Origin of the sequence: Lentzea cavernae (assembly GCF_014653695.1) — a bacterium.
In the GTDB taxonomy this organism is placed as follows: domain Bacteria; phylum Actinomycetota; class Actinomycetes; order Mycobacteriales; family Pseudonocardiaceae; genus Lentzea; species Lentzea cavernae.
In genome coordinates, this window is sequence record NZ_BNAR01000012.1 from 80,978 (window position 1) to 95,948 (window position 14,971).

Sequence of the window (14,971 nt, forward strand, 5' to 3'; positions counted from 1 at the left end):
GCACTGTCGCCGAGTGACATCGGCGCGTCAGCGATACGTCAGCGCCATGAGGCAATCTTCACCACGTCCCGGTCGGGGGGCCGGGGCAACACACTTCTCGGGTTCCGCGGAACTCTTCGCGGATCACGATCGCTGGGGGTCGAAAGGCCCAGGAGCTCAGCAGAGCTCCTGGGCCTTTCGCGCTTTCTGCCTGCTACTTCGCGTAGATCGCGTCGATGTCCGAGGAGTAGGTCGACGCCACGACGGAGCGCTTGAGCTTCAGCGACGGCGTCATCTCGCCGCCCGCCTCGGTGAAGTCGACCGGCAGCACCCGGAACTTCCGGATCGCCTCGGCCTTGGACACCGACTTGTTCGCCTCGTCCACCACGGCCTGGATCTCGGCCAGCAGGTCCGCGTCCTCGATCAGGTCGGGGACCTCGGCCGACGCGGGCTTGCCGTGCGACTCCTTCCACGCCGGGAAGAACTCCGGGTCGATCGTGATCAGCGCGCCGATGAACGGCTGCTTGTCGCCGACGACCATGCACTGCGAGATCAGCGGGTGCGCCCGGATGCGGTCCTCGAGCTGCGCGGGGGAGACGTTCTTGCCACCGGCGGTGACGATGATCTCCTTCTTGCGGCCCGTGATCTTCAGGTACCCGTCGCCGTCGAGCTCACCGATGTCACCGGTGTGGAACCAGCCGTCCTCCAAGGCCTCCTCGGTGGCGGCCTCGTTGTTCCAGTAGCCGGTGAAGACGATGTCGCCCTTGATGAGGATCTCGCCGTCCTCGGCGATCTTCACGGACGTGCCGGGCACCGGCAGGCCGACCGTGCCGACCTTCTCCTGGCCGCGGAACGTCACGCACGCCGCCGCCGACGTCTCGGTCAGGCCGTAGCCCTCGTAGACCGGGATGCCCGCGCCGCGGAAGAAGTGCGACAGCCTGTCGCCCAGCGGCGCGCCACCGGAGACCGCCGCCATCGCCCGGCCGCCCAGGGCGGCCCGCAGCTTCGTGAACACCAGCTTGTCGAACACCGCGTGCTTGATCCGCAGCCCGATGCCGGGACCGCCGTTGTCCAGCGCCGTGCTGTACGCGACGGACGTGGCCTCGGCGGCGTCGAAGATCTTGCCCTTGCCGCCGGCGTGCGCCTTCTGCTTCGCGCCGTTGTAGACCTTCTCGAACACGCGCGGCACCGCGACGACGAACGTCGGGCGGAACTGGCCCAGGTCCGAGACGAGGTCCTTCACGTCGGCCGTGTGCCCGACGGTCACCCGCGAGTACACGCAGGCCACGGCCAGGGCGCGCGCCAGGATGTGCGCGAGCGGCAGGAACAGCAGCAGCGAGTTGCCGGCCGCGAGGATCTCCGGGAACCGCGTCAGCGTCGACCGCACCTCGGACAGCAGGTTGCGGTGCGTGAGCGTGCAGCCCTTGGGGCGGCCGGTGGTGCCGGACGTGTAGACGATCGTCGCCGTCTGGTCCGCCCGCACCTGCCCGCGGCGCTCGTGCACCTGCTCGTCGGTGATCTCGGCGCCCAGCGCGGTCAGCTCGTCGACGGCCGCGGCGGACCCCTCGACCTGCCACACGTGGCGCAGTTCGGGCAGCTTGCCGACGACCTCGTCGACCAGCGCGCGGTGCTGCGACGCCTCGACGAACACCGCCTTCGCGCCCGAGTCGGACAGGATCCACTCGATCTGGTCCGCCGACGACGTCTCGTAGATCGGCACCACGACGCCGCCCGCCGCCCAGATGGCGAAGTCGAGCAACGACCACTCGTAGCGCGTCTTGGAGACCAAACCGACCCGGTCGCCCAGTTCGAGACCGGCGGCGACCATGCCCTTGGCGACCGCCATCACCTGCGCGGCGAAGTCACGCGCGGTGATGTCGATCCAGGTGCCGTCGACCTGCCTGCGGAAGCTGACGGCGTTGCCGAAGCGCTCCGCGTTGGCCCACACCATGTCGGTGAGGTTCTCCTCCGGAGCCACAGCGGCGGTGGCGGGGACGCTGAACTCGCGCACGTCAACCTCCGTACGGTGAAATGTTACTGGTGGGGAAACCTATCCTGTGATTCCGGCGATACAAAGGTCGGTACGCCCTTCCGTTACCTTTTGTCCTCATGGCCAGCGTGGACGTCGTCGACGAGACTTTCCTCGCGGTACCACCCGGAGTGGTCGCCGCAGCCTTCGCCTCGCCCGCGTCGTGGCGCGAGTTCTGGCCCGATCTCGAGCTCGGCGTCTACGCCGACCGGGGTGAGGAGGGGCTGCGCTGGACGGTCGGAGGCGCGCTCGTCGGCACGATGGAGATCTGGCTCGAGCCGATGCTCGACGGCACTGTGCTGCACTACTTCCTCCGCGCTGATCCTCCCGCCGGGTCGCTCACGCCGCGCGACGCCCGCCGTGAGGTGCAACGCCGCCAGCTCGACGCGAAGTCCGTCTCGCTGGGGCTCAAGCTGACCCTGGAGGACGGCCGCCCGGCCGGCTGCCCGCCGGCAGGGTGATCTTGCTCGACTTCCGTCTCGCGGAACACCTCCATGCGGCGTCAACTAAGTTGGAACCGTGCGGGCTCACGTGGTTTCCGATGTGCACGGCAACGCGGAGGCGCTGGCGCGCGCCGGTGACGGGGCCGACGCCCTCGTCGTCCTCGGCGACCTGATCGACTTCGTCGACTACCACGACCACTCCAGGGGGATCCTCGGCCGCGTCTTCGGGCCGGAGAAGGTCGGGATCTTCGCCGAGCTGCGGCGCGGCACGCGGCGCGCGGACACGGCGGGCTACATCAGGTCGCTGTGGGACGGCCTCGCCGACGCGCGGTCCGTGGTCGAGGAAGCGGTTCTGGAGCAGTACCAGGCGTTGTTCGGCGCCATGTCCGCGCCCACGTACGTGACACCGGGCAATGTGGACAGTCCGAGCCTGTGGCCCCGGTTCGCCGGCGAGGGGGTGCACGTCCTCGACGGCGAGGCGACGGACATCGGCGGGCTGAGGTTCGGCTTCGCGGGCGGCGGGCTGATGGTGCCCGGACTCGTCCGCAACCCCAACGCGCCGTGGTTCCCGTACCTGCGCACGGAGGAGGACATGGCCGCCGCGCTGGAGCGGATGGGCCGGGTCGACGTGCTCTGCACGCACATCCCGCCGGCCGTCCCCGAGCTCACCTACGACGTCGTCGCGCGCCGTCCGGAGTGGGGGTCGCGGGCCGCGCTGGAGAAGATCCACCGGGAACGTCCGCGCTGGTCGGTGTTCGGCCACGTGCACCAGCCGCTGGCCCGGCGCGTGCGCGTCGGTCACACCGAGTGCGTCAACGTCGGGCACTTCCAGCGCAGCGGCAAGCCTCACGTCCTGAATTGGTAGGCACGCGAGTAACCTCCACGTCTATGGCCGACGAGTCCACTCAGTCCATCGTCATCGACGCTCCGCCAGAGAAGATCATGGCGATCATCGCGGACTTCCCGTCGTACCCGGACTGGGCGAACGGGATGAAAGAGGTCGAGGTCCTCGACACCTTCGACGACGGCCGTGCCCGGCAGGTGCGGTTCGCGATCGACCAGGGTCCCGTGAAGGACGAGTACACCCTGGCCTACGACTGGTCCGCCGACGGCCTGTCGGTGAAGTGGGAGCTCGTCAAGGGCACCATGCAGAAGGCGCAGCAGGGCAGCTACGTGCTGGCGCCCTCCGGCACCGGCACCAAGGTCACCTACACGCTGTCGGTGCAGCTGGTGATCCCGATGATCGGACTGTTCCGCCGCAAGGCCGAGAAGCTGATCCTCGACACCGCGCTCAAGGAGCTCAAGAAGCGCGCGGAGAAGGCGGCTTGAGCCGGGTCCTGCTCTTCACCGGCAAGGGCGGGGTCGGCAAGACCACGCTGTCGGCCGCCACCGCCGCCTCGCTGGCCGCGCACGGCCGCAAGGCGCTCGTGGTCTCCACCGATCCCGCGCACTCGCTGGGCGACGCGCTCGACGTGCGCCTCGGCGCCGAACCGTCCGAAGTGGACGGCTCCGGCGGCCTGTTCGCCTGCCAGATCGACCCCCGCGGCCTCGTCGACGAGGCGTGGGGCGAGCTGCGCGGCCACCTGCGCACCGTGCTCGCGGGCGCCGGCGTCGACGAGCTCGACGCCGAGGAGCTGACCGTGCTGCCGGGCGTCGAGGAGCTCCTCGCGCTGGCCGAGGTGCGCCGGCTCGCGGCGTCCGGGCCGTGGGAGGTCGTGGTCGTCGACTGCGGGCCGACCGCGGAGACGCTGCGGCTGCTGTCGCTGCCCGAGGCGTTCGCGGGCTACCTCGAACGGCTCTTCCCGACCCACCGGCGCGTGGTGCGCGGCCTGCTCGCGGGCGTCGCGGGCACCGGCACCGTCGAGAAGTGGGACGCCACGGCCGACGCGCTGAGCCGCCTCGCCGAGCGGCTGGACGCGTTGCGCTCGATGCTCGCGGACCCGTCGTCGTGCTCGGTGCGGCTGGTGCTGACGCCCGAACGCGTCGTCGCCGCCGAGACCCGCCGCACGCTGACGGCGCTGGCCCTGCAGGGGATCCGGGTCGACAGCGTGATCGCGAACCGGCTGGTGCCCTCGCCGGGTGCCGCGCGCGGTGCCGCCGCCACCTGGCTGCGCACCCGCCGCCAGGAACAGGACGCCGTGCTGGCCGAGCTGACCGGCATCGGCGAGATCCGCACGGTCGACCACCGCGCGTCGGAGCCCGTGGGCGTGCCGGCGCTGCTGGAGGTCGCCGAGCAGCTCTACGGCGACTCGGACCCGCTGCCGGGCAGCGCGGTCTCCGAGTCGATGCTCGAGGTGTCGGGCAGCGGGCGGGGCCTCGACGCCCGGTACTCGCTGCGGATCGCGTTGCCGCTGAACGACGACACGGAGCTGGACCTCGCGCGCGTGGGCGACGACCTCGCGCTGACCGTCGACGGCCGGCGCAGGCTCGTGGCGCTGCCGTCGTTGCTGAGGCGCTGCATCGTGACCGGTGCGGAAATGGATTCGGGCGGCGTGACGGTGGGGTTCCGTCCAGACCCGTCGCTGTGGCGTTGATTCGGCCGCTAGGAGCTCGCACATGACCCAGGACAACGCCGGCAAGCTCGCCGAGGAGCTGCGGCTGCTCATCGACACGGCCGCCGAACGCGTGCAGCCGTGGTTGCAGCGCGTCTCCGAGGCGGGCGACGGCTCGCACACGCCCGAGACGTGCGGCTGGTGCCCGTTGTGCAACGGCGTCGCGCTGCTGCGCGGAGACCGCTCGGAGCTGGCCTCGAAGGCCGCCGAACACGCGGCGGGCCTGATCGCGGTGCTGCGCGCGGCCCTGAGCGAGCCCGGTGCGGCTCCGGCGCCCGCCGCGGACGAGGAGCCCGCGCCGGACGCGGGCCAGCGCGTCCAGCACATCAAGGTCGTCAGGAAGTCGGACTAGTGCTCACCGTCGGAGTGGACATCGGCGGCACCAGCGTGCGCGCCGGTGTCGTGGACCCGCGCGGTTCGGTGCTCGACACCTCGCGCGCCCCCACCCCCGCGAGCGAACGCGCCCTGGAGGACGCGATCGTCGCCGCCGTCGAGGAGGTGGCGGACCGGCACGCGGTGACCGCGGTCGGTCTCGCCGTGGCGGGCTTCATCGCCTCCGACCGCCGCACGGTCCGGTTCGCGCCGCACCTGGCGTGGCGGCAGGTGAACGTCGCCGACCGCATGAGCGACCGGCTGGGCATGCCGGTGGTGCTGGAGCACGACGCGAACGCCGCCGCCCTGGCCGAACACCGCTTCGGCGCGGCCCGCGGCGCCAAGACCGCCGTGCTGGTCGCCATCGGCACGGGCATCGGCGCCGCGCTGCTGCTCGACGGCGAGGTCTTCCGCGGCGCGCACGGCGTCGCCCCCGAACTGGGCCACCTGCGCGTCGTCCCCGACGGCCGCCCGTGCCCGTGCGGCAAGAACGGCTGCTGGGAGCGCTACTGCAGCGGCACGGCCCTGAGCGCCACGGCCGTCGAACTGCTGGCCAAGCACCCCGGTGTGTCGACCGTCCTGGCCCGCGAGGCCGCCGGCGACTCCCGCGCGGTGACCGGCCGCCGGGTGGCGGGCGCGGCGCGCGACGGCGACCCGCTGGCCAAGCGCGCGCTGGCCGAGCTGGCCAGGTGGCTCGGCCAGGGCCTGGCGCTGGTCGCGGACGTCTACGACCCCGAGGTGATCGTCATCGGGGGAGGGGTGTCGACCTCGGCGCCGCTGTTCCTCGACGACGCCCGCGAGCACTACGCCTCCGTGGTGACCGGGGCGGGACACCGCCCGCTGGCCCGGATCCGCACCGCCCAGCTCGGCGACGACGCCGGCATCGTGGGCGCGGCGACCCTGGCCCGCGAGATGGCCGCCCAGATGACGACACGGGGTTCCAGGAACAACTCGCGCCGCTCCTAGTCCTCGAGCGGGTCGTGGCCCCAGTTCATCAACGAGTACCGCCAGCGGCTGTCCTTCACGTCGCCGTCGGGCTTCTGGGCCAGGTGGCGGTGGACGTAGCCGACGACCTTGCGCATGTGCTGGTAGTCGCTGTCGGTCAGGTCGTCGCGCTTGGTCTTGAGCAGCGTGACGATGCGGCGGCCTGAGGCGTGCCCGGTCGACTCGCCGGACGACTTGTCACCGACCTCCTTGGACTCGTCGGTGCCGAGCCACTTCTCGAGCGTGGACGCGGTCATGTTGACCGCCTCGCCGAACTCCTGGCGGGTCTGGTCCTGGTCGTCGCTCACGGGTGTGCTCCTCCTGGCCGGGTGGACTCGTCCGGACGGGGTACCCCGCGATCATGACGAAGCACCCTTTCAAGCCCGGTGACGAGGTCGAGTGGTCCAGCCACGGTTCGACGACGCACGGCGAGGTGAAGGAGGAGATCACCACGGAGAAGGAGGCGGCGGGGCGCAAGGTGAAGGCCTCGGAGGAGGAGCCCCAGTACCGCGTGGAGAGCGCGAAGAGCGGCCGGGACGCGGTCCACAAGCCGGGGGCGCTCAAGAAGAAGAAGTGAACGTTCGCGGTGGGCGGGTCGGGGTTGTTCGCCCACCGCGAACATCCGGTCTGCGGTGGAGAGGTCCTAGCGGCCCAGCAGGCGCAGGATGCGCGGACGGCGGCGCTTGGCCACGTCCTTCTTGCCGAGGGTCGCCATGGCGCGGGCCATCATCAGGTGCTGCATCTGGTCCATGCCCGCCACGTAAGCATGACCGAATCGTTATCTGAAGGTTTGAGTGGCCGTTATCACGTCGTTACCCGGCGAGCCGTGACGTGTCACACCTGGGCGCCGTCGTCCCACCCGGAGTCGGGCGGCGGGGTGTTGCGCATGCGCAGGATCAGCCAGCCGACGCCCGCGCAGAGCGCCACCAGGGACAGCGGCGTGCCGACGCTCGACTGCAGTCCGAAGATGCCCGGGGCGACCAGCAGGAGGATGCCCAGCACGAACAGGCCGAGGGCCGCGAACGTCGACGCGCGCAGCACCGGGAGCGGCGGCGGCTCCGGCGGGACGTAGTGGTCCTCGTCGGCCGGATCGCGCGGTTCGGGCTCTTCTTCCACGTCAGGGGGGATGTCGGCCTCGTCGGCGCGCGCCTTCGGCCCGGCCGGCCTCGCGTCGTCGGGACCCGCCTCGTCGAGGTCGAGCCAGTCCTTGCCGACCCCGTCCCGCTCGAGACCCGCGACGATCTCGGCAAAGAGCTCGTCGACGTTCTCGGGGCCGTCGGTCGAGTCGCGCCGGGCGTTCATCCAGAGCCTCTCCATGTGCCGCAACCCTCTGACCCCTCATCGTTGCACGGGCCGGATGTGTTGCGGGTTGCGGCAGTCGGCTCAGCGTTCGCGTGACGCGCTCACCCGGGATTCGTTGTGTGAGGTGCCGTCGGCTCCGTAGGCTGGTTGCCGGGATCAAGGTTCGGTGTCTAGGGAGGCGCTTCCCGCTGTGCTGTACTGGATCATGAAGCACGTCCTCCTGGGACCGATCTTGCGGCTGTTCTTCCAGCCCAAGATCATCGAGGGAGCCGAGAACATCCCGAAGGAAGGTGGAGCGATCCTGGCGAGCAACCACCTCGCCGTGTCGGACTCCTTCTTCCTGCCGCTGATGCTGTCGCGGCGCATGACCTTCCCCGCCAAGATCGAGTACTTCACCGGCACGGGGATCAAGGGCAAGCTGCAGAAGTGGTTCTTCACCGGTGTCGGCCAGGTGCCGATCGACCGGTCCAGCGCGTCCGCCGCGCAGGGGGCGCTCGACACCGGCGTGCGGATCGTGCGCGAGGGCAAGCTGCTCGGCATCTACCCCGAGGGCACCCGTTCGCCCGACGCGCGCCTGTACAAGGGCAAGGTCGGCGTCGCGTGGATCGCGCTGGAGTCCGGCGCGCCGGTCATCCCCGTGGCCATGTTCGGCACGGACAAGGCGAACCCCATCGGCTCCCGCATGTGGAAGCCGCACCCGATCCGCATCAAGATCGGCAAGCCGCTCGACTTCTCCCGCTACGAGGGCCTGTCCGGCGACAGGTTCGTGCTGCGCTCGATCACCGACGAGATCATGTACGCCCTCATGGAGCTCTCCGGCCAGGAGTACGTCGACGTCTACGCGGCGAAGGCCAAGGAGCAGGCCCCGGACGCGGCGAAGCAGGGCAAGCCCGACGACCGGGTGCCCGAGAAGAAGGCGAGCTGACCGCACCCCTAGGGTGTCGCGGTGCGGTTTTTCTACGACTGTGAGTTCATCGAGGACGGGCTGACGATCGACCTCGTGTCGATCGGCGTGGTCGACGAGGAAGGCCGCGAGTTCTACGCCGTGTCCACCGAGTTCGACCCGGATCGCGCGGGTCCGTGGGTGCGGCAGAACGTGCTCAACCAGCTGCCCTCGCCCGCGGACAAGGCGTGGCGCAGCCGCGCGCGCATCCGCGAGGACCTGCTCGACTTCCTCGGCGCCCGCAACGCCGCCCGTGACGACGTGGAGCTGTGGGCGTGGTTCGCCGCCTACGACCACGTGGCGCTGGCGCAGCTGTGGGGTGCGATGCCCGCGTTGCCGCGCGCCCTGCCGCGGTTCACGCGCGACCTGCGGCAGCGCTGGGACGACGTCGGCCGCCCCAAGCTGCCCGCCCCGCCGGCCGACGCGCACGACGCCCTCGCCGACGCGCGGCACAACCTCGCGCGCTGGAAGGTGATCGAGGAACAGCGGCAGAAAATCGGCTTTCCCGTCCGGTAAGTGAGACCCGCGTTGCTGCACCGATACAGCTCGTGAAAGTCTGCGTGACACAGGACACGAGAGATTGGGCAAGCAGATGCGCATCGGTGTGCTCACTGGCGGCGGTGACTGCCCCGGTCTGAACGCTGTGATCAGGGCCGTGGTCCGCAAGGGGATCAAGGCGCACGGCTGGGAGATCGTCGGGTTCCGCAACGGGTGGCAGGGCCCGATCGAGAACCTCACCAAGCCGATCGACCTCGCGGACGTCGAGGAGATCCTCACCCGCGGTGGCACGATCCTGGGCTCGTCGCGCACGAACCCGTACAAGGTCGAGGGCGGTGTCGACCGGATCCGCGAGACCATCGCGGAGAACCAGATCGACGCCATCATCGCGATCGGCGGCGAGGACACCCTCGGTGTCGCGAAGCGCCTCACCGACGACGGCATCGGCGTCGTGGGTGTGCCGAAGACGATCGACAACGACCTCGGCGCCACGGACTACACGTTCGGCTTCGACACGGCCGTCCACATCGCGACCGAGGCCATCGACCGCCTGCGCACCACGGCCGAGTCGCACCACCGTGCGCTCGTCGTCGAGGTCATGGGCCGTCACGCGGGCTGGATCGCGCTGCACTCCGGCCTCGCCGGTGGCGCCAACGTCATCCTCGTCCCGGAGCGCCCGTTCAACGTCGACAAGGTCGTCGAGCACGTCGAGCGCCGCTTCGAGAGCGAGTTCGCGCCGATCATCGTCGTCGCCGAGGGTGCGATCCCCGAGGGCGGCGCCGAGGTGCTGCACTCCGGTGAGCGCGACGCCTTCGGCCACGTCCGCCTCGGTGGCGTCGGCCAGTGGCTCGCGGAGGAGATCGCGGACCGCACCGGCAAGGAGTCCCGCGCGGCCGTCCTCGGCCACATCCAGCGCGGTGGCACGCCGACCGCCTACGACCGCGTGCTCGCTACCCGCTTCGGCCTGCACGCCGTCGACGCCGTCGCGGCCGGTGACTTCGGCACGATGGTCGCGCTGCGCGGCACCGACATCGTCCGCGTGAAGCTGTCCGAGGCGACGGCCGAGCTCAAGACGGTGCCGACCGAGCGCTACGAAGAGGCCGAGGTCTTCTTCGGGGCCTGATGCCCGGGCTCGCTGCATCAGGCGCCTGACCTGGTCTGATGCAGCGATATCCAATATCCGATATATCGCTTGTGCAAAAGACGTTTGCGGACGACCGCAAACGTCTTTTGCATGAGCGGGGGTCCCGCTCGCTGGGACTCGCGTTGTGACCGGGCTCTCGCCGACTGCCAAGGTGAATTCACCATTCGTTGAGCAGTTGAGGGAGACCTGATGAGCGACGCGCGAGTCGTCCTGCCCGAGCCGGACGCCGACGAGACCGGGCCGTACGCGCACCTGGGCTTCGCCCAGGCCAAGGCCGGCCACGAGGACGAGGTCGAGGCGTTGATCCTCGGCCTCGTCGCGCCGTTGCGCGCCGAAGAGGGCTCGATCGAGTTCCACGTCCACCGCGACCGCGCCGACCGGTCGCAGTTCGTGATCTACGAGATGTTCCGGTCGAAGCAGGACCTCGAGAAGCACCTCGCCGAGCCCTACGTGCAGGAGTTCGTCCGCGCGATCCAGCCGCTCGTCACGGGTCCGCTGCGCCAGACGTTCCTGCGCATGTCGAGCGCGCTGCCGGCGGTGAGCTAGCCGTGGGCCTGCTGATCTTCGCGATCGTCACGCTGCTGTTCCTGCTCACCCGCCGGATGTGGGGCCGGCTCACCGGCAACCCGCTGCCGCAGGTCACCGCCCGTCCCGGCGGCGGTTTCCTGGCAGGCGTCGGCAAGTCGCGAACGCGTCCGGAACCGACGCTCGCGCCACCGAAGACCACCGGCCCGCGGCTGGCCCGCTACGACTGCGACGTCCTCGTCGTCGGCGCCGGCCCGAGCGGCCTGATGACGGCGGCGCTGCTGGTCCGCCAGGGCGTCAAGGTGTGCGTGGTCGACGCGAACGCGGGGCCCGCCACCGAGTCGAGGGCGTTCGCCGTCCAGGCCCGCACGATCGAGCTGTTCCGGAGCATCGGACTCGCCGACGAGTTGCTCGGACGCGGGGTCGTCACCACCGGCATCCGCTTCCACATCCGCGGCAGGCACGTCGGCGGCCTCGACTTCGACCGCGCGAAGGCGGCGACGACGCCGTACCAGTTCATCCTGATGGCGCCGCAGTCCGAGGTGGAGGAGGTGCTGCTCAAGGACCTCGCCCGGCACGGCGTCACGGTCCGGCGCGGCACGCGGCTCACCCAGCTCCACCAGACCGAGGACGCCGTCACCGCGCTGGTCGGGGAGCGCACCGTCACCGCCCAGTACGTCGTGGGGGCGGACGGCGCGCACAGCACCGTGCGGCAGCAGCTCGGGCTCTCCTTCGACGGCGACAAGTACGGCCAGCGCTACCTCCTCGCCGACTGCAAGGTCGAGTGGCCGCTCGACCACGCGCACTTCCGGGTGTTCATGAACCGCGCCCGCATCGGCCTCTTCCTGCCCCTCAAGGGCGCCGAGACGTCCCGCGTGATGGTCACCGACTTCGGCGACCCGAAGGCCGAGTTCGACCTCCAGGTCCTGCAGGACGAGCTGCGCAGGGCGATGAACCTGGACGTCACCCTCAGCGCCCCGACCTGGACCAGCCGCTACCAGGTCCACCTGCGCGGCGTCGACGACTACCGGCGCGGCAGGGGGTTCCTCGTCGGCGACGCCGCCCACATCCACTCCCCGGCGGGCGGGCAGGGCATGAACACCGGCCTGCACGACGCCGCCAACCTCGCCTGGAAGCTCGCGACGGCCGTCAACGAGGACGTGGACCTGCTCGGCACCTACTCCGCCGAACGGCACCCCGCGGGCGTGAGGCTGCTGAAGTTCACCGACCGCCTCTACCGGGTCGCGGCGGGCCTACGCGGCTGGCGGGCGTGGCTGCGCGACACCGCGGGACCGTTCCTGCTCGGGCGGATGTCGGCGGCGCCGATCCCGCACCGCAAGTCGTTCCACCGGCTCTCGCAGATCAGCCTCGGCTACCGGCCCAGCGAGATCAACGTCAACGAACTGCTCCACTCGCTCCGAGGCCCGCTCGCCGGCCAGCGCGTCCCCGACGCGCGGATCAACGACCGCGAGCAGGTGTTCGACCTCCTGCAGGGCTACCGGCTGCACGTGGTCGCGTTGTCCCGCAAGCACCTCACGGCGGACGAGATCACCTCGCACACGGCTGCTCTGGCCGAACTCGGCGTGGTGAGCCATCTGGTCGCCCGTGTCGAGGCCAGGCCGGACGCCCGCGTGCACCGGGCCGACTCGGCGCAGGTGTTCGAGCACTACGGCCTCACCGAACCGGATTCGCAGGCCCTGTACGTGATCCGTCCCGACGGACACGTCGCGTGGCGCTGCGACGAGCTCGACTTCGAGGCGTGCCAACGGTTCCTGGGGACGATGCGCCGCCCTGCCGCGCAGCAGGCCCGAGCCGCATGACGAGAAGGGCCCGGCGAACCGGGCCCTTCTTCTCACGCCAAAGCCGGAGATATGTCCATGTGCACGCGGTAGTCGACGATCTCGTTGCCGGACAGCCAGATCACCGTCACGCACGGCAGGGCGAGCGGCTTCCCGTCCGGTGCCTCGGTCTCGATGGTGAACCGGCAGAACAGCTGGTCGCCGACCTCCGCGACCTGGTCGACCACGTGCCGCACCCACGGCAACGCTCCCGCCGCACCGGCCGTCGCCGCCACCACGGCGGCACGACCGATCAGCGGCTCGTTGTTGCCGAACGTGTAGGTGGCGTCCTCGGCGAACCAGGCGCCGAACGCCTCCGCGTCACCGGAGTCCACAGCGGCGCACATCTGCCGCACCATGTCGGCGCGCGTGCTCATGGCTTCTTCTGCAGCGAAAGGCCGTGCTGCACCATGATCTCCGCGACCAGCTTCATGTCCCGCGGTCCCGGTGGTAGTTCGGACAGCGCCTGGTAGTAGTTCTCCAGCCCGGGCGGCGACACGACCGCGACCACGCGCGTCTCCTCGTCGAACGGGTTGTGGAACATGTGCGGCACCCCGCGCGGCATCAGCAGCGAATCCCCCGGCTCCAGCACGTGTTCCTCGCCGTCCAGTTCGACGACGACGCGTCCCTGCACGCACGTGAACAGCTCGTCCTCGCGGGAGTGGATGTGCGTGGGCGGCCCGCCGAGGTTCGGCGGCACGACGTACTCGAACAGCGAGTAGGCGCCCTTGGTGTCCGCGCCGGTCAGCCGCGTGTAGATGCCCAGGCCGATCGCGCCGACGTTCGTGCCCTCACCGCTGCGGTAGACGTGGTGCTTCACGGGGGTTTCCATGGTCTCCAACCTCATTTCGACTGAGCCGGGCGAGCAACCGGGGCGTGACCTCGCGGTACGCCGATGGCGCGACCGGGTTGAGCCAGTGCGACGCGCGCGTGAGCTTGCTGATCTGCAGGCCGAGGTCCGAGAGCACCTCGTCGGCGTTCTTCAGCGAGAACGGGATGATCTTCGTGCCGCGGCAGTGGTGCGTGTTCGTCGCCTCGTCCATGAACGCGAGCTGCGCGGTCACGTCCGCCCGGCGGGTCTCGGCGTCGGGCAGCGAGAGCGTTCCCGCGAGGTCGGCCGCGATCCACAGCGCCGCCATCTCCGCGTTGAGCGGGCTGAAGAACGACGAGTTGTAGCCGTTGAAGTACAGGCCCGGCACGCCGATGGGCTGGATCTGCCGGTACAGCGCGAAGTTCCCGCGCTCGTCGAACACCCGTTCCTGCACGGCGTCCGGCAGGAACGGCACGCCCTGGGTGAACCCGGTGGCGCACACGATCAGGTCGGCGGGCAACACCGAACCGTCCGAGAGGACGGCGCCGCCGGACTTGAGCCGCGCGATGGTCCTGTCGCGGTGCACCCGGATCTCACCGGACTCGACGCCCTCGAAGAACCCCTCGGTGGCCAGGCCGATGGCGCCCTTGACGATGTCCTCCATCTGCCCGGACGGCACCAGGTCGTGCTTCGCGAGCCCGAACTGCCGGACCGACACCGAGCCGAGCGAGTTGAGCATCGAGCGCCGCATCCCGTTCGCGGGGCCGTGCAGGAACTTCTCGAACCCGCGCAGGAACCGGTAGCGGAACAGCGCCTCGCCCATGCGCGTGAGCAGCAGCATCTTGAAGTTCACGGTGCCGGCGATCTTGCGCGGCACCTTCCACAGCAGCTGCCGCGCGATGATGTCGGTGCTGGCGGCGACACCGCTGATCGGCACCGTCACGTCGCACGCCGACTTGCCGTACCCGACGACGAGCGCGTGCTTGTCCCGCGCCTCCTCGACGTCGAGGAACTCGGTGCCCGCGAGCACCCGTCCCCCGGCCGCCTCGAACTCGTCACGGCCGGGGAAGTCCGGCACAGCGGGTTCGCAGAACACGCCGTTGGCCACGACCACGCGGTCGTAGCGGTAGGTCGTGCCGGTGTGCGTGGTCAGCTCCCACGCGTCGCCGGCGGGCACGACGGACGTCACCGTCGTCTCCAGGCGCAGGCACGCGTCGACTCCGAAGTGCCACGCGTAGGCCTGCAGGTACGCCTGCACCTGCTCGCCGGTCGGCCACTCCGGCAGGTCCTTCGGCATCGGGAAGTCCGAGAACGAGTACTGGGCCTTCGGGCTCTGCGTGGTGAGGCCCGGATAGCGCCTCGTGCGGCTCCACACGCCGCCGACGTCCGGCGTCCGGTCGAACACCTCGACCTCGTGCCCTGCCTGCAACAACACCTTCGCGGTGGTGAGGCCGGCTACTCCGGCGCCGATGATCGCGACACGCATCCTGGGCCTCCTCGGTGAGGATGTGACGGACCACACTGTGGAGCGCTCGCTCGTTCGAGACCAAC

18 protein-coding genes are annotated in these 14,971 nt (G+C 70.3%); 12 read left to right on the forward strand and 6 right to left on the reverse strand.

Annotation, left to right across the window (positions count from 1 at the left end):
* Window positions 1–193: 193 nt before the first annotated feature.
* Window positions 194–1,990, reverse strand: coding sequence for an AMP-dependent synthetase/ligase (locus IE307_RS32290; protein WP_191303191.1), 1,797 nt, complete (start codon window positions 1,988–1,990; stop codon window positions 194–196).
* Between the two features lie 98 nt (window positions 1,991–2,088).
* On the opposite strand from IE307_RS32290, the gene IE307_RS32295 reads away from it, so the two are divergent.
* Genes IE307_RS32295 through IE307_RS32320 form a run of 6 tightly spaced genes read left to right on the forward strand, consistent with a single transcriptional unit; the run spans window position 2,089 to window position 6,341 of the window.
* Window positions 2,089–2,469 (forward strand): polyketide cyclase / dehydrase and lipid transport, encoded by a 381-nt coding sequence (locus IE307_RS32295; protein WP_191303192.1) that lies wholly within the window; start codon window positions 2,089–2,091, stop codon window positions 2,467–2,469.
* A gap of 58 nt (window positions 2,470–2,527) precedes the next feature.
* Window positions 2,528–3,316 (forward strand): metallophosphoesterase family protein, encoded by a 789-nt coding sequence (locus IE307_RS32300; RefSeq protein WP_191303193.1) that lies wholly within the window; start codon window positions 2,528–2,530, stop codon window positions 3,314–3,316.
* 23 nt (window positions 3,317–3,339) lie between these two features.
* Window positions 3,340–3,780 carry an SRPBCC family protein gene (locus IE307_RS32305; protein ID WP_191303194.1) on the forward strand — a complete coding sequence of 147 codons (441 nt, stop codon included), beginning with the start codon at window positions 3,340–3,342 and terminating at the stop codon, window positions 3,778–3,780.
* Window positions 3,777–4,985, forward strand: coding sequence for an ArsA family ATPase (locus IE307_RS32310; protein WP_191303195.1), 1,209 nt, complete (start codon window positions 3,777–3,779; stop codon window positions 4,983–4,985). The genes IE307_RS32305 and IE307_RS32310 overlap by 4 nt, the downstream gene beginning before the upstream one ends.
* A 22-nt stretch (window positions 4,986–5,007) precedes the next feature.
* Window positions 5,008–5,355, forward strand: a complete 348-nt coding sequence (locus IE307_RS32315) for a hypothetical protein (RefSeq protein ID WP_191303196.1) — start codon at window positions 5,008–5,010, stop codon at window positions 5,353–5,355.
* A 14-nt stretch (window positions 5,356–5,369) separates the two neighbouring features.
* A complete protein-coding gene (locus IE307_RS32320; protein ID WP_191303353.1) occupies window positions 5,370–6,341 on the forward strand; it encodes an ROK family glucokinase in 972 nt (323 codons plus the stop codon).
* On the opposite strand, the gene IE307_RS32325 is transcribed toward IE307_RS32320, so the two are convergent.
* A complete protein-coding gene (locus IE307_RS32325) occupies window positions 6,338–6,667 on the reverse strand; it encodes a DUF3140 domain-containing protein (protein WP_191303197.1) in 330 nt (109 codons plus the stop codon). The two genes, IE307_RS32320 and IE307_RS32325, sit on opposite strands and share 4 nt — an antisense overlap.
* 53 nt (window positions 6,668–6,720) lie before the next feature.
* On the opposite strand from IE307_RS32325, the gene IE307_RS32330 reads away from it, so the two are divergent.
* Entirely contained in the window at window positions 6,721–6,936 is a 216-nt protein-coding gene (locus tag IE307_RS32330; RefSeq protein WP_191303198.1) for a hypervirulence associated TUDOR domain-containing protein, read from the forward strand.
* A gap of 257 nt (window positions 6,937–7,193) precedes the next feature.
* Here the strand turns inward: IE307_RS32330 and IE307_RS32335 are convergent, their stop codons facing one another.
* The gene (locus IE307_RS32335) at window positions 7,194–7,676 is read right to left on the reverse strand and encodes a hypothetical protein (RefSeq protein ID WP_229905275.1); all 483 of its coding nucleotides are present in this window, start codon (window positions 7,674–7,676) and stop codon (window positions 7,194–7,196) included.
* A gap of 175 nt (window positions 7,677–7,851) precedes the next feature.
* Here IE307_RS32335 and IE307_RS32340 point away from each other — a divergent pair, with 175 nt between their 5' ends.
* From IE307_RS32340 to IE307_RS32360, 5 genes are all read left to right on the forward strand, one after another.
* On the forward strand, window positions 7,852–8,586 hold the full coding sequence (locus IE307_RS32340; RefSeq protein ID WP_191303355.1) for a lysophospholipid acyltransferase family protein: 735 nt from the start codon (window positions 7,852–7,854) through the stop codon (window positions 8,584–8,586).
* A gap of 21 nt (window positions 8,587–8,607) precedes the next feature.
* Window positions 8,608–9,120 carry a polyadenylate-specific 3'-exoribonuclease AS gene (locus tag IE307_RS32345; RefSeq protein WP_191303199.1) on the forward strand — a complete coding sequence of 171 codons (513 nt, stop codon included), beginning with the start codon at window positions 8,608–8,610 and terminating at the stop codon, window positions 9,118–9,120.
* A 76-nt stretch (window positions 9,121–9,196) separates the two neighbouring features.
* Window positions 9,197–10,225 carry a 6-phosphofructokinase gene (locus tag IE307_RS32350; protein WP_191303356.1) on the forward strand — a complete coding sequence of 343 codons (1,029 nt, stop codon included), beginning with the start codon at window positions 9,197–9,199 and terminating at the stop codon, window positions 10,223–10,225.
* Window positions 10,226–10,435: 210 nt separating this feature from the next.
* The gene (locus tag IE307_RS32355) at window positions 10,436–10,792 is read left to right on the forward strand and encodes a putative quinol monooxygenase (RefSeq protein WP_191303200.1); all 357 of its coding nucleotides are present in this window, start codon (window positions 10,436–10,438) and stop codon (window positions 10,790–10,792) included.
* 2 nt (window positions 10,793–10,794) lie between these two features.
* Window positions 10,795–12,591, forward strand: a complete 1,797-nt coding sequence (locus IE307_RS32360; RefSeq protein WP_191303201.1) for an FAD-dependent monooxygenase — start codon at window positions 10,795–10,797, stop codon at window positions 12,589–12,591.
* Window positions 12,592–12,623: 32 nt separating this feature from the next.
* Here the strand turns inward: IE307_RS32360 and IE307_RS32365 are convergent, their stop codons facing one another.
* Genes IE307_RS32365 through IE307_RS32375 form a run of 3 tightly spaced genes read right to left on the reverse strand, consistent with a single transcriptional unit; the run spans window position 12,624 to window position 14,906 of the window.
* Window positions 12,624–12,986, reverse strand: coding sequence for a nuclear transport factor 2 family protein (locus tag IE307_RS32365; RefSeq protein ID WP_191303202.1), 363 nt, complete (start codon window positions 12,984–12,986; stop codon window positions 12,624–12,626).
* A complete protein-coding gene (locus IE307_RS32370) occupies window positions 12,983–13,441 on the reverse strand; it encodes a cupin domain-containing protein (RefSeq protein WP_191303203.1) in 459 nt (152 codons plus the stop codon). The genes IE307_RS32365 and IE307_RS32370 overlap by 4 nt, the downstream gene beginning before the upstream one ends.
* Complete coding sequence (locus IE307_RS32375; RefSeq protein ID WP_191303204.1) at window positions 13,401–14,906, reverse strand: flavin-containing monooxygenase; 1,506 nt, start codon at window positions 14,904–14,906, stop codon at window positions 13,401–13,403. Before IE307_RS32375 ends, IE307_RS32370 begins: the two co-directional genes overlap by 41 nt.
* Window positions 14,907–14,971 lie beyond the last annotated feature (65 nt).